At 49.9% G+C, this 12,539-nt stretch carries 24 protein-coding genes; 5 read left to right on the top strand and 19 right to left on the bottom strand.

Going from position 1 to position 12,539, the window contains the following annotated elements; all coding sequences use genetic code 11:
• Window position 1 precedes the first annotated feature (1 nt).
• The 18 genes from LZU96_RS08730 to LZU96_RS08640 form a co-directional block, all read right to left on the bottom strand.
• The gene (locus LZU96_RS08730) at window positions 2-244 is read right to left on the bottom strand and encodes a phage holin (protein ID WP_039660053.1); all 243 of its coding nucleotides are present in this window, start codon (window positions 242-244) and stop codon (window positions 2-4) included.
• A gap of 708 nt (window positions 245-952) precedes the next feature.
• The gene (locus LZU96_RS08725) at window positions 953-1,576 is read right to left on the bottom strand and encodes a hypothetical protein (protein WP_233987896.1); all 624 of its coding nucleotides are present in this window, start codon (window positions 1,574-1,576) and stop codon (window positions 953-955) included.
• Window positions 1,566-1,691 carry a YlcG family protein gene (locus LZU96_RS08720; RefSeq protein ID WP_233987895.1) on the bottom strand — a complete coding sequence of 42 codons (126 nt, stop codon included), beginning with the start codon at window positions 1,689-1,691 and terminating at the stop codon, window positions 1,566-1,568. Before LZU96_RS08720 ends, LZU96_RS08725 begins: the two co-directional genes overlap by 11 nt.
• The gene (locus LZU96_RS08715) at window positions 1,688-1,849 is read right to left on the bottom strand and encodes a hypothetical protein (protein WP_233987894.1); all 162 of its coding nucleotides are present in this window, start codon (window positions 1,847-1,849) and stop codon (window positions 1,688-1,690) included. Before LZU96_RS08715 ends, LZU96_RS08720 begins: the two co-directional genes overlap by 4 nt.
• Window positions 1,846-2,433: a recombination protein NinG gene (locus LZU96_RS08710; RefSeq protein ID WP_233987893.1), complete on the bottom strand. Its 588-nt coding sequence runs from the start codon at window positions 2,431-2,433 to the stop codon at window positions 1,846-1,848. Before LZU96_RS08710 ends, LZU96_RS08715 begins: the two co-directional genes overlap by 4 nt.
• Complete coding sequence (locus LZU96_RS08705) at window positions 2,420-2,764, bottom strand: hypothetical protein (protein WP_233987892.1); 345 nt, start codon at window positions 2,762-2,764, stop codon at window positions 2,420-2,422. Before LZU96_RS08705 ends, LZU96_RS08710 begins: the two co-directional genes overlap by 14 nt.
• A 341-nt stretch (window positions 2,765-3,105) precedes the next feature.
• Complete coding sequence (locus tag LZU96_RS08695; RefSeq protein ID WP_316044352.1) at window positions 3,106-3,309, bottom strand: hypothetical protein; 204 nt, start codon at window positions 3,307-3,309, stop codon at window positions 3,106-3,108.
• A 198-nt stretch (window positions 3,310-3,507) separates the two neighbouring features.
• On the bottom strand, window positions 3,508-3,714 hold the full coding sequence (locus LZU96_RS08690) for a hypothetical protein (RefSeq protein ID WP_233987890.1): 207 nt from the start codon (window positions 3,712-3,714) through the stop codon (window positions 3,508-3,510).
• Window positions 3,711-3,905: a hypothetical protein gene (locus tag LZU96_RS08685; protein WP_233987889.1), complete on the bottom strand. Its 195-nt coding sequence runs from the start codon at window positions 3,903-3,905 to the stop codon at window positions 3,711-3,713. Before LZU96_RS08685 ends, LZU96_RS08690 begins: the two co-directional genes overlap by 4 nt.
• Window positions 3,902-4,333 carry a hypothetical protein gene (locus tag LZU96_RS08680; protein WP_233987888.1) on the bottom strand — a complete coding sequence of 144 codons (432 nt, stop codon included), beginning with the start codon at window positions 4,331-4,333 and terminating at the stop codon, window positions 3,902-3,904. Before LZU96_RS08680 ends, LZU96_RS08685 begins: the two co-directional genes overlap by 4 nt.
• 193 nt (window positions 4,334-4,526) lie before the next feature.
• The gene (locus tag LZU96_RS08675) at window positions 4,527-4,763 is read right to left on the bottom strand and encodes a hypothetical protein (protein ID WP_233987887.1); all 237 of its coding nucleotides are present in this window, start codon (window positions 4,761-4,763) and stop codon (window positions 4,527-4,529) included.
• Window positions 4,760-4,969 carry a DUF551 domain-containing protein gene (locus tag LZU96_RS08670; RefSeq protein WP_233987886.1) on the bottom strand — a complete coding sequence of 70 codons (210 nt, stop codon included), beginning with the start codon at window positions 4,967-4,969 and terminating at the stop codon, window positions 4,760-4,762. Before LZU96_RS08670 ends, LZU96_RS08675 begins: the two co-directional genes overlap by 4 nt.
• Before the next feature lie 95 nt (window positions 4,970-5,064).
• On the bottom strand, window positions 5,065-5,406 hold the full coding sequence (locus LZU96_RS08665) for a hypothetical protein (protein ID WP_233987885.1): 342 nt from the start codon (window positions 5,404-5,406) through the stop codon (window positions 5,065-5,067).
• A complete protein-coding gene (locus LZU96_RS08660) occupies window positions 5,403-5,612 on the bottom strand; it encodes a hypothetical protein (RefSeq protein WP_233987884.1) in 210 nt (69 codons plus the stop codon). The genes LZU96_RS08665 and LZU96_RS08660 overlap by 4 nt, the downstream gene beginning before the upstream one ends.
• Before the next feature lie 184 nt (window positions 5,613-5,796).
• Window positions 5,797-7,185 (bottom strand): replicative DNA helicase, encoded by a 1,389-nt coding sequence (locus tag LZU96_RS08655; RefSeq protein ID WP_233988166.1) that lies wholly within the window; start codon window positions 7,183-7,185, stop codon window positions 5,797-5,799.
• Window positions 7,185-8,045 carry a replication protein gene (locus LZU96_RS08650; RefSeq protein WP_233988165.1) on the bottom strand — a complete coding sequence of 287 codons (861 nt, stop codon included), beginning with the start codon at window positions 8,043-8,045 and terminating at the stop codon, window positions 7,185-7,187. Before LZU96_RS08650 ends, LZU96_RS08655 begins: the two co-directional genes overlap by 1 nt.
• A gap of 135 nt (window positions 8,046-8,180) precedes the next feature.
• Window positions 8,181-8,450: a CII family transcriptional regulator gene (locus LZU96_RS08645; RefSeq protein WP_233987883.1), complete on the bottom strand. Its 270-nt coding sequence runs from the start codon at window positions 8,448-8,450 to the stop codon at window positions 8,181-8,183.
• Window positions 8,451-8,565: 115 nt separating this feature from the next.
• Complete coding sequence (locus LZU96_RS08640) at window positions 8,566-8,781, bottom strand: helix-turn-helix domain-containing protein (protein ID WP_201499392.1); 216 nt, start codon at window positions 8,779-8,781, stop codon at window positions 8,566-8,568.
• 100 nt (window positions 8,782-8,881) lie between these two features.
• Here LZU96_RS08640 and LZU96_RS08635 point away from each other — a divergent pair, with 100 nt between their 5' ends.
• The 5 genes from LZU96_RS08635 to LZU96_RS08615 all read left to right on the top strand — a co-directional run bounded on the left by LZU96_RS08635 (window position 8,882) and on the right by LZU96_RS08615 (window position 12,110).
• A complete protein-coding gene (locus LZU96_RS08635) occupies window positions 8,882-9,523 on the top strand; it encodes a LexA family protein (RefSeq protein ID WP_233987882.1) in 642 nt (213 codons plus the stop codon).
• A gap of 415 nt (window positions 9,524-9,938) precedes the next feature.
• Complete coding sequence (locus LZU96_RS08630) at window positions 9,939-10,409, top strand: ImmA/IrrE family metallo-endopeptidase (protein WP_233987881.1); 471 nt, start codon at window positions 9,939-9,941, stop codon at window positions 10,407-10,409.
• On the top strand, window positions 10,409-10,843 hold the full coding sequence (locus tag LZU96_RS08625; protein WP_233987880.1) for a hypothetical protein: 435 nt from the start codon (window positions 10,409-10,411) through the stop codon (window positions 10,841-10,843). Before LZU96_RS08630 ends, LZU96_RS08625 begins: the two co-directional genes overlap by 1 nt.
• Before the next feature lie 330 nt (window positions 10,844-11,173).
• A complete protein-coding gene (locus LZU96_RS08620) occupies window positions 11,174-11,473 on the top strand; it encodes a regulator (protein WP_233987879.1) in 300 nt (99 codons plus the stop codon).
• A gap of 10 nt (window positions 11,474-11,483) precedes the next feature.
• On the top strand, window positions 11,484-12,110 hold the full coding sequence (locus tag LZU96_RS08615) for an Nmad5 family putative nucleotide modification protein (protein ID WP_233987878.1): 627 nt from the start codon (window positions 11,484-11,486) through the stop codon (window positions 12,108-12,110).
• Between the two features lie 137 nt (window positions 12,111-12,247).
• On the opposite strand, the gene LZU96_RS23580 is transcribed toward LZU96_RS08615, so the two are convergent.
• The gene (locus LZU96_RS23580; RefSeq protein ID WP_419149890.1) at window positions 12,248-12,427 is read right to left on the bottom strand and encodes an ECs_2282 family putative zinc-binding protein; all 180 of its coding nucleotides are present in this window, start codon (window positions 12,425-12,427) and stop codon (window positions 12,248-12,250) included.
• Window positions 12,428-12,539: the final 112 nt, after the last annotated feature.

Genomic DNA, 12,539 nt, shown 5'->3' with positions numbered 1-12,539 from the left:
GTTAATCCTCGTTGATGTCTGGTGCAGTGGGCCAGCGTTGAAGGGCTTTAATCTGCGCTATCGTTGTCTTGCGCTTGTAATACCAGTTGATGCCGAGCGTGAACAGCGCGACCAGAATACCGGCCAGTACGCCCACAGCACTCCATTCATCGGGACTTAACCGGGTCAGCAGACCATTGGCAATCGTCCCGGCAGATGCGCCATATGCTGCGCCTGATGCCAGTTTGCTCATATCAATACTCATGTGACCCCCGGTTACGGGGACGTGCTCAATTAGGAATTGTCTACTTTCTGAACTGAGCAAGTCCGGCTAGTCTTTTCCTTGTCGAGAGAAAAAGAACCGTACTGCCGTTGGGTAGTCAACGCTGAAGAATCCGCCATTGAGCGGATTTTTTTATGGGTAAAAAATACGCCACCCCATAACACACAGGAGGAAATCCAGAAACCCGGAGTGACGTGAAAACGACAAGGGTCTGTAGCAGCACACCCTTACAGAGACAGAACTATCTTAAAGGCAACCAAATAACATTTATTGCACAAACGTATGATCAAGAATTGTTAGGATTTTATGGTCAGTTTATGAAAGATGGCTGACATATTGTGGAACTTGAATTTTTTTGGCGCCTTTCTGGATATGGATGGCGCTTTTTTTCGTGCCGGTTTTTCGTGCCGGGTTCACGGCAATGATAAAAAAGGCCGCTCTGATGGCGACCTTTTGAAATAGTTTAGTGGTGTTACTTATCCGCTACAGGGTATGCAGTAGGGTTTATCCCTCTCAGGGGATAGAAATAAAAAAGCCCCGCCGACTGGTGAGGTCGCGAGGCTCTTTGGCATCCACATTTATGCAACTGACCGGTAAAGCCGCGATCTGTTCGCTTCACTTCCCGATCATGCCGCTAATGTGCCAGGTTACATGCCCTTTGTCTTTGTCATTTCGTGCTATTTAGTATATTTATGCGGCTATTTTAGGAATCTCCTTCTCCATTTCCCGCTTAATTGCGTAAAACATTTCTCCTTCAAGGATATCCATCGCCCATTCCATTCTGTTCCGGGCCTCCTTGGGTGAGATGGCGCAGTAATAAATCAGCGATGAGCCGATGTTTTGCACGCTCTTGCGTTTGCAGTAGCGTAATCTTGCTACGTTTCGGAGCGGGTTGTCCTTACCGAATGTCTTTACCATGACAGATTCAACGAAGGCAGCATCATCGGATTCTTTGGCGAGAGCGATGATGTTTGCCGTTGATGACTGAGGGATAAGCAGGTCACGCGCCTTGCGGAACAGCTCTTCACCACGCAGCCCTTCACAATGCAGCTGTGACACGATTTTCTCTATCTGCCTGCCCTTCTGCTCACTCCATTCGCATCGCATCATCAGACGGCCAATCACGTTCACCTCTGCACGATCGTAATCTTCTCCGCCCAGATGATCGCCCCACACGCCCAGCAGATGCCTGACCCATGCCTGCTGCGATTTGTTGATGGTCTTCCAGCCATTACCGAATAGCCGGCGCATGTCCGCTGATGTTCTGACGCCTGACAGCCTGACGATTTGCTGATAGTCACGCTCAATGCGCATGCTTAACCCCCATCATCTTCGCCATATTCCTGAGTATCCGGTAATCCACTGCAAATCCGCCGCGCCTTTTATAGATGCGAAGGCGGAGCCACTTCTCTCTGAGGTATTCGGTCATGCGAACCACCAATTCATGATGCGCTGGCCTAATGGCAGTCTGCGCTGGGGTAGGTACTGGATGCGCTCTATCTTCGAGTTGATTTCGTTGAGTCGATGCTGAAGCTGTTTGCGGCTGTGCAGGTACATAGCCAGCCGGTAGTGATCGATTGGTTTCATGCCGCCTCTCTTTGCTTATTCAGTTCACGCAGAGCCGCCCTGTAACGCGCTCTGATGTGCTCCAGTTCTTCGCGGGTGTATCGGTGAGGTGTGTTGTTAGATTCGAGCGCTAAGACGCGCTGAAGGCCGATTTTTTCTATGAGGTTGACCCTATATGGGCCGATGTTGCCGGAGTGATGCACATTGCAAGATGCACATTGTGAGTGGCATCCATCCTCATTGAACCTTAACTGCGAAGCCGCTGCTGTTGTCCTGTAATGCCCTGCGTGATAGCTCACCGCTGTTGTGCTGCCACAGCTGATGCAGATATTCCCGTCCCTTGCCCTTACCCAATCATTAAATGCCCGCTGGGTCATGTTCATCCAGTGGCTTAACGGTTTCACGTCGGCTTTGCGTTTGTTCCATGCCGCACGCTGCTCTTTCTCCAGGCGCTTTTGCTTGCGCTCGGATATCTGGTTAGCGAGTTGGATGGCACATTTGGGGGAACAGACGGTCTGGAGGCTATTGCGGGGGATAAACTTTTCAGGACAGCATTTGCATTTCTTCGGCTTCGGCTTCGGCTTCGGCTGTTTAGCCTGTGCCATCGTCACCTCCCTGGCAATTGCAGATGTTGCCATCCCAGTGATACGGGAATGACGAATCTAGTTCTTTCATCCAACTCTTGCAGTCAGTGCAGTACAAAACTTCCCACGGCACCTGGTATTCCTGAATCCACTCGGCAATCTGCTTCGTCATATTGATTGGCGGTATGCAGGTTATGTCATAACTCCTGGTATGCAATTCCCTCTCCAGCAAGTCAGCGCGGTGGTTGGCGCTAGAAAGACATTGCCTGGCTACAAGAAGCTCACGCCGCAAACGGTAGTTATCATCGCTGAGGGTTTTCATTTTCTCGGTTGGCAGAGTAATGATTGCCATCACTTCCTCCTTCGCATAATTCCTGCAATTACGACGCTAATTACAAAGACTGCTATCCATTTGGTGTCAGTCATCACTTTCTCCTGTGAGCCTGAAATTTGGGTCGAGCAGGCACCACAGGTCGAGGCATGAGGTACAGGCGTAGGCTTCGGTATCCAGCAACTGAGCACCACAACCAGCGCACGGCAAAGCAGATTGCACGCCATCGCCAGTGGGCTGATTTGATGGGGCTTGCTTTTTCGGCTTCTTCATATCGGTAATCGACCTCGCAATTTTCGCAGTTAGCCCCGTAGTGATACTTGTCTTCTGAGGTGAGTGTTATGTGACAGCGGCAGCAGCGTTCACGCATTGGGCTTCTCCTGCTTATTTTTGTAATAAACAGCCCATCCGATAGCGTCGATTTTCTTCCTGCCTTTCGCATCTACCAGGTAGATGCCATCGCTGCAGGCATGCTCTTCATTGACCTGCTGAATTAGCATTTCCAGCTCTTCGTATGTCAATGAAGTCAGCTTGTGCCTGTCATACCCGAACGTTTTAATTTTCATCTTCAGCTCCACATTGGGTTTTTATACTGCCTGCTCGGTATTGGCTCGTTCCGGAATTCGGGTAGAAGTGCGCTTACCAGCCAGTAGCATGGGTCAAAGGCAAGGCACTTTTTGGCCTGGATATTTCGTGATTTGTAACTGGCTATCAGCTCATCTGCTGTTTTTGTGTCTATCGGGTCGGGGTGAGTGAACCAGGTTTTACGCATGATTACGCCACCTCATCGCACCAGTTGCTGCACGAACTACTTCCAGGAATTCCGGTGATTTCTTCAGGCCAAGTTCACGTGCTTTGTTGGTTACCTGCTGACGTGGCTTGTCGAACATGATTGCCAGCAGTTCTGTTGATGCGTTTGCGTAATCGCGAGCCAGAATGTCGAGATGCTCGCGGCTCCATGTATTTCTCATGCTGCTCTCCTGTATTCAGTGGTCACGACACCGGGCGCGCCGGTTGTGTACATAGGGTTGCGGTCGGGGTTCTCTGGCGTCACTTCCATCAGTCCGTCAAAGCGCTGGTATACGCAGTGCGGTTTGTTATGGGCGTGAGCAAGCCACGCAGCCTCTTCAATAGCTGCGCCAATTTCAGTAAAGGGGGTCATTGGTTTTGTTTCTGCCTGAGTTCGTAAAACTCTGAGTTGTTGGGGATGGTGATTGGTACGCCTTTATCCAGGCACCATTGCTCATGTAGCTCCATCAGGTGAAGCATTCGGCCTTTGTCCATCCTGCTCGTCTTCTCGCGCTCGCCGCTTTCATCACGGCCCAGCCAGTGACCAACGTAGTAGTCATGAACTTCTTCATTGCTGATTGGCCTGCTGAGTACCACCGTCCCGTTACCGCTTCGAATATCGACTACTACCCCGCGAGCGCGCAGCCAGTCGCCTGTGGTTTCTACCCACATACGCCATGTGCGATTCATTGGAATTGTTCGGAGGTCACGCCATTCGGAGAATTTGATGCGGTATTTCTTGCCGGAAGAAACGAGGTCGAAGATGAGTCTGGTGAAATGCCCGAGAGTCGTTGTGTGCAAACAGAAGTCCTGCACTGTTACCTCCCTTCGATTGTCTCCACGTAGTCATGGATGTTGTCGGCGGCTGCGCTCAACAACAGGTCAATGCTCTGCTTACTGTGTCCGCCTTCACGAAGCATCTTAAGGGCTGTCAATATCGCTGAGTGTGAGTCTTTGAGGGTTTGATGCTTAGGTCTGAGGGGAATTACGTTGTTCATGATTTCACCTCAAATGTGCCACCTCTGCCGATGTAATCGACGAGCATATTTAGCTGGCGTGATGACTCAGCCATGCTTTTGGCCTTTTCCATATCGGCGCGAATCTTCCAGCCATACCAGATATCTTCAGCGGTTTGACTTGTATATTTGCCGTCCTCACCCAGAGATAAATCCCACCCCATCATTTTGGCGTATCTCTCAAACATTTGGCGCTCGGTGATTTGAATGCTCATGCTTCCTCCGGAGGTGATGGGAGTGGTTGCCAGTGTGTTGGGTTTTCACCCATTGAGTCCCCGTCGAAAAGGTAGTGATAAAAACCGTCGCCATCGTCACCTATAAATCCATCTTCAATGTGATTATCAAAGTTTGAGAAAAGTAGTAGCACCCTGGTATCAAGTTCTGGCAGGGATTTCCTTGTGATTTTTATCCACTGACTCATATCACTGCTCCTTCTTCAGCTTGTAATAGGCGCGCTCGAATCCCATCCAGTAGCGCCAGTATCGAAATCTCTGCCATCCGGTGTGCAGCAACATATCACTGCTCTCCGTTCTGATTGGTGGGTTGCTTCAATTTATCCCCTATGTACACTGGACAAATGCTGCCGCCTATTTCTCCCGCTAATCGCCTCGCCAAATGAATTGACCCACAGTGAGAGTGCTCTTTGTCATCATATTCATGCGGATCGGGGTTTGGGTGATAGACGATATAATATGCCGGGACCCGCATCGCCTCCTGCTGCTCCAGTATGGGGAGTGCAATTTCAAGGGCTTGCAGGTACAGTTTTTCATCACCGGTCAGCCCCTTCATTGGGTGAGCATGTTTGTCGTTAAGGCGCTGAATCAACTCTCTGCACTCTTCAGCGGTTAGCTTGTTCATTGGTGACTCCTGTCCTGCTGCTCAAACTCAGCATCGAGTATCAGGTCATGTGCTTCGCGTGCCAGCATGTCGATAGCGTTCAGGTGCGCCCGGTACTGTTCAGGCTTCAGGTCGCGCTTCTTCGCCAGGTCGATGATTGCCAGCTGAATATTGCGTGCCTGACGCATCAGCGGTGGTGTGATTACCAGTTGAGTTACGTGTGTCATGCGGCCCTCCCGGTCGATGTCCACTTTCCGGATGCAAACATGAGTGCATAGCGAACGTGAGCCTGAGCACTACGCATATGCAGGTCTTCCAGCTTGCTGAGGTCGATGAATACCGGGCCTCTGTACTGTGGTCGGTCTGCGCAGAGGTATGCGGCAATTACTTCTGAATCTTCATAGGTTAAATTCATACGTCAGCCCCTTTGTTGTAGCGGCGTGATTGTTGCTGGGTTTGCTCAGGGCGGGCGCGGCAGAGTTTTGCTGCGGCTTCCTGATCTGTTGGCTGGAAGTGTCCGTTGTTGAAAGCCTGATAAACGGTTCCTAGCTGTCCAAAGCGGTTCTTGGTGACGATGATTTCTGCATAGTTCGCAGCTGGTGATTCCTCGTCATAGACGGCTTCACGGTAGAGCATGATGATGCTGTCGGCGTCCTGCTCAATGCTGCCGGAGTCGCGCAGGTCGGCGTTCGTTGGGCGGCGCTGACCTTTCGGGCGCTTCTCAACATCACGGGATAGCTGGCTGAGGGACATAACCGGCGTCTTCAGGTCTTTTGCAATGCGCTTGAGGCTTCCGGAGATGTGTGCAATAGCGAGGTCGTTACGCTCTGCCTTTGGCTTATCAATCAGCCCGAGATAATCCACCAAGATGAGTGACAGCGCCGGGTTGTTGCGCTTATGACGTTCTGAAATGGCGCGGATCTGCTCAACGTTCATCTTGCTGGCATCGACAATCCACACATCCAGATCTAACAGGCGACCAAGTCCGTTTGTTACCTTTGCCCAGCCTTCATCGTTCATCTTCGCAGGGTTGCGTAGTGCTGAAACTGGCAGATTACCGGCACCGGCGATCTGACGCTCAACGACCTGATTAGCGTCCATCTCCATGCTGAAAATCAGTACGCCTCGTTTCTGATTGCTGCCTGGCAACTTCTGCCTACCAACACCTTCAGCTACGGTCAGCGCAAATTCCGTTTTACCCATACCAGGGCGCGCCGCAACGATGACCAGGTCGACGGAGTTGATGCCGCCGGTGATGTGGTCCAGTTCAGGGATGCCGGTTTTCAGTGTGTCGGATTCCTCACCCTGACGAACGCGCTTCTCCAGCAGCTCCTGATAACCGTCCAGAACGTCACGAATATGCATCGGTCTGATTTCATCGCCAGGGCGGTCGATGTCGGTGAGTGATGCCATGAACTGGCTGATAGCGTTCAGAGCAATCTCGTGATTACCTGCTGAAGTGATTTCACGTTTGCCAGCGTCCATCAGTTCAGTGAACCGGCGTACCTTGTGATAGTCGGCCACCACGCGGGCATAGCCTTTCAGGTTTGCTGCTGAAGGGCATTTGCGCATGGTCTCCATGACGTGACCGAAATACTCGTCACCCATGGCTTCGGCAACCATCATCCCGTCAATCAGGCTACGTTGTTTCGCCTGGCGCTTAATCTCGCCAAATGCCCGGCGGTACAGGTCTACGCTAAATGCGCTTTCGTCCAGTGTTGAGATGACGTCGCTGGCATCCGGCGTGTATCCGCCAATCAGCAGGCCGCCAATCACGCTGGCTTCGATGTCGGTGTTAATCATGCTGGCTCCTTGTGGTCTGCAAACTTGCCTTCCCTGACGCCGGTGAGCGTTGTTTCACGCAGGAGAAAATCCAGATCCGCTGACCAGCCAGTTTCGTTTCCACCGAAGTAAAACGGCTTGGCCTGGCAGACGAATGCGCGGACATATGACCGGAAGCCTGCGACGTTTGGGGTTTTGAGCTGAGGGATAAGTTTTTTCAGGCGGCGCTGACGCTGAGTATTGGCAGATACGGCGTGTGGAAGGCGATCACCAACCTCCTCGTTGTAAGCCACCAGATATGATTCGTAATCAATTCGCTCTGCCCGACGCTTTTCAGGTTTAACCTGATCACCTTCCAAGCCCCCTTTGGGGGTATGGGGGGTTTTATCTTTTAGTTCTTGTTCTAGTAACTTCTTGTTCTGTTCATCGGATGGTTTATCGGATGGTTCATCGGGTACGGCATTCAAAGCCGCTCCAGTGCTGGGTTTGTTGTTATCGGATGGTCTTTCGCGAGGTTCATCGGCTGAAATGACCTGATATTCGGCATAATTCGTGATGGTGATCACCGTACCGAAGCGTGTTCCCTTGGTGGTGATCATCCCTTCTCTGGCGAAGAAATTAATCATTCTGGTCACCGCCTGCGGACTCTTTTCCGTGCCATCTTGGTCACGTAATTTTCGGCCCATAATCGCCGCTGTGGTGACCAGTTCGCCGGGTTGAAGATTCCATTCCTTGCCAGCAAACTCTACTGTGCGTGGCCTGTAGGAAGCCTCACCGATAAGCCGAATCCACATTGCCAGCTTGGCTGTATCTTTGGCCCAGTCCTTGGACAGAAGACTCCGGAACAGTGCAAAATGCCCCTGCTTTTGGTTTTCCATCCTTGCGCTCCTGTGTTTGCGAGCTGCGTTGAAATCAAAAAGTTCAGCAGTTGACATAACTGCCCCCTTTACTGTTTACATATCCAGTTAGTCCTGGCATAATTTCCTCCAGTTATTTGTGTTCGCAAATTGCTATCAGGCGTCGAATGTTACCGCATTCGGCGCTTTTTCTTTTCCCATCGCAGCTGCTACCGCTTGTCGGGCAACCTCTGCTATCAGGCTCGTTTCCCACACCTTCTCCAGCAGCACAAAAACCGTCGCCATATCGCGCAGGTTTAAGCGGCTTACCTTCGATTCATGCCATCCGGCCTCATCAGCCAGAACGCGCTGCCCTTTGTGTGTTAGGCGGCTGCGTAATTCAGTTTCTACTTCGTTGATCAACTTGCTGTTTCTTGCTTGTTCCATGATTGATAATTTCCATGTAGGTAAATGAATGCGTGACATTGCGGTGAGCAAGTCACTTCGGTTTAAAAGTTCCCCGCGTTGGCGGCGGGCTAGATTGTGTAAAGAGCGGTGGAAATTAGGCGGCGGTATTGACGCCGTTTCCGTATTGCAGCCAGACAGGATCACATTGCAGAGCTACAGCGATTTCGAAGATCTTCCGTGGGCGCTTGGTGATACCAGCTTCAATCTGTTGGATTGATTGCTGCTTCACACCTGCCTTAAGCGCCAATTCGGTCTGAGTCATCTTCAGCTCTGCTCGTTTCTGCTTGAGGCGCTGGGAGATAGTTTGCATATAGCCTCCTTGACAAACTTTCTTGTATTTTAAATACAAACTACTTTGTTTGTCAATTACAGCTTTTCTTGTGAACATCTCTTTTTTGATGAGGTGTTAAATGACAATTGCGGCAAGGGTGCTTTCAAAAAGGACTGAACTGGGTTTGACTCAGACAGAGCTAGCGGAAAAGGCCGGCACAACGCAGCAGGCGATTGTCCAGCTTGAGAGCGGTAAAACTAAAAGACCAAGGTATCTGCCTGAGCTAGCTAAGGCGTTAAATTGCGACATCCAATGGCTTCTTGATGGAACAGGGGCAACCTTAGACAGCAATGTGTCTAACCCTCGGGACTACAAGCCGACTGCGCGCTATCCCGTTTTAAGCAAGGTTCAGGCTGGCGCATGGGATGAAGCCTGTGAACCCTATACGATTAAGGATGTCGATATGTGGCTTGAATCTGACGCACATACGCAAGGAGAGGCTTTCTGGTTGCAGGTGGAAGGCGATTCGATGACTGCGCCGATTGGCCTAAGTATTCCGGCAGGAACCTATGTACTGTTCGATACAGGTCGTGAGGCGGTCAATGGCAGCCTGGTCGTGGCGAAGCTTACTGATGACAACGAAGCTACATTCAAGAAGCTCATCATCGACGGCAGCCAGAAATACCTGAAGGGCCTTAATCCGCAATGGCCTATGGTGCCGGTTAACGGTAACTGTAAGGTGCTGGGCGTTGCGATCGAGACAAAGATGCGGCTGGTTTAAGGCTTAGTGGCTGGCAGAGATGTTGGGGTGATTCATGCGCAGTGAAGTAATTGCCATCCAGTTTGCAGTAACTGCGTTGATCCTTATGGCTATCGTATGGCGAAGGGTTGACTCAGGCTTACACAGGTTTCTGCTTCTCATGATGGTGCTTACGGCCTTCTGCGCAGGCACCGCATCATTCCATTAAGCTAGAAAAGTTTTTAATGCTTATGTGGTTAATTCTGCTGTCATTCATGAATCATTAGCACGTAATGCTATTCAGTTTGCAGTGACGTAACTCGATATTACATTTAATATAGACGTTATGGTTGACTCGGTGTAATGTAACCACTGGTTATCCATACAGGCAGCTCTTGAGGCTTGAGCCTCCGGAGATGATTCCTTACATCTGAACATTTCAATCTAGGAGGTTGACATGCCAGTAAAAACAGCTCGAAACCTTCTGAATAAATATTGGAAGGGTGGGTTACCAATAGACCCGAGCAAAATAGCTGCATTAGAAGGGTTGCGGGTAGAGCCATTTGCTGATAACGCTTCCAAGAGCCTTTCTGGTGAGCTTGTGCCGGATGGCGATACTGCCATCATTAAGTTCAACCCTTCCGATTCAGCAAAGCGCCAGCGTTTTACCATTGCTCATGAGTTGGGTCATTACATGCTGGGTCATGGTCATGCTTTCCGTGATCCATCTTCTCATTTTTCTATGAGCTATTATGACCAGCGCGAAGTTGATGCTAATCAGTTTGCCGCCGAAGTATTGATGCCAGAAGTCGCTGTAAAAGTGTTGCTTAAGCAGAGAAAAATTACTGATGTTGCCGAGCTGGCCCGTTTATTCGATGTTTCAGTCAACGCTATGAGCTACAGGCTTAAAAAGCTGGGCTTTATGTAATGGGTGACGTTTCGGATGACTCGCAGACAACGTCAATAACCGCTGACGAAGCTACGCATGAGGTTAACGAGCAAAAGCAGGCGCTTAGATTCAGGTCTATAGCTTTCTATGGCGCATGCGCAATTGTGTGCGCCTTCTTACTTGCTCTACTTTATTGGCTTGTTGTTTGGCCTATGACATCGCTTGATCTACACAAATTTGCAGGCGGTGTTGAAGACCCTAAGAAGTATGCTGATTTCATTTCACAAACCAAAATTCTTTGGACTTCTGGCATTGTTGTCTTGGCTGCCATTCCTACAACACTGGCTTTAGCGCTTCTGCGCTTTGCTTTCAGCAAGTCTTCAAAAGAAGATAAAGATGACATACCAAGCGTTTGGCTCTCATTAGCGAAAGAAGTGGCAGATATTATAAAGCAATATGTTTCTAAAAAATGACCTAACGCTGATAAAACCTATTGGCGTTACTTAAATAGCCCGCCACCGAGCGGGCTTTTTTGTGCCTGCAGATCCCACTTCGCAAAAATAAATCACCTTTAAAAACAAAGCTATTTGTATTTTTCGCCATCAAATACAATATTTATTGTTTACAGCATACAAACTTTATTGTAATTTTATCCCATCAGCAGGACGCACTACTCACCAGGACGGTGATGCTCTTTAAAAACATTGCAGCGCTGACAAAGCGCCAAATAACCAAACGAGATGGCTTTGGACTGTCTATCGGCTTACCAGTCGGCAGTACCAAAACCACTTCAGGAGGCAACCATGACAGTAATCACTTACGGCACATCGGTTAAAGAGAACGCCAAATCACGCCGCCATGCTCGTCGTCGTGCGGTGGCAATGGATCGCGAACGCATCGAATCAATCATCGACACGGCTTTCGGCATTGAGCCAGAGGTTGTGGCGATTCAGGTTAAGCACATCAGCCGCATCGAGAAGGCTTGCATCTCCCCTTCTCTGCGTGACAGGCATGAGAGCACATCAGTGTGTTTGCCGGATGTGGCTATCTATAACGCGGGACACCGCACCGTCCGCAAGGGCGCAACACATATCTATAAGTGAGGGTTTCCATATGTCATCAGTACGCTTAACTACCGTCATCCGTGAGCAGATTGCCAAAAATGCACTTGCTAAGTCAGGCGTTACAGCTGAGCTGGCATCACTTCAAACGCAGCGCAACGAGGCTGCTCGGGCTGCGAGAATCCACGCATTTGGTGGCGAGAAGAAAGCCCAAGAAATTGACTCTCTGTTTGCCAAGATGACAAATATCGAGAGGAAAATTCAGGAGCTCGGTGCGAGCACCTACGTTTCTTCCGGGCGCAGTGGGAATATCAACATCGCAATCGGCGGCCGCCGTCTTGGTTGGGTCAGTTATGGCGTTGATGATAAAGGTGAAGAGATTTATCTGGTGACACCAAGTCGTGATCAGTGCCTTTTTGCTGCTGAACATGAGATTACAAAGCGGTTTGATGAAATCCTTGCTGCTGAGGCTAAGGCAGAAAAGCGCAAAGAGGAAATCGAAAAGACAGTATGGGCTGCCCTTAACTCTGTTTCGACCATCAAACGCCTGGTTGAGGTCTGGCCTGAAAGCCAGGAGCTGATACCTGAAAACGTCGATAGCGTTAGGGCTTCATTGCCTGCCCTTAAGGTTGAAGACCTTAACAAGATGATCGGACTACCCACCAATGAGGCTGCTTAGGCGGCCTTTTTTATTGGCTATCGCAACTCAAAAGACATCGTAACGGCGAGGTAGTTATGACTGAGAAAAAAATAGCGCCTATTGAGATTCGTATAGACGCCAGTAAGGCGGAAAGTCAGGTGAATGAGATTGCTAAGTTACTTGAATTTCCAGCCAGTTCCTTTGAGGGTATTCCTCAGCATATCGTCAACCTGTTTTTTAGCCACATCCGTAGCCTGATTGACAACATCGCTCCTGGTGATTTCTCTACCACAATCAGCACAGAAAACGTCAACGAAATTGCTGTCAAAATCAAAATCGTCGGGCCTCTTGAACATCTCGCTACCGCAATCAGGACAAACGGTCTTCATGGTCTGCATGAACACATCCTTTCTACTGTTGGGGAGCTTAAAGATTAAACGAATTCTTGCTGTTGGGGAATGGCAGGGA

It is taken from the genome of Pantoea agglomerans (genome assembly GCF_021397715.1).
GTDB lineage: Bacteria > Pseudomonadota > Gammaproteobacteria > Enterobacterales > Enterobacteriaceae > Pantoea > Pantoea astica.
Note: the sequence above shows the minus strand (reverse complement) of the source record. Positions and strands in the feature narration are given on the sequence as shown.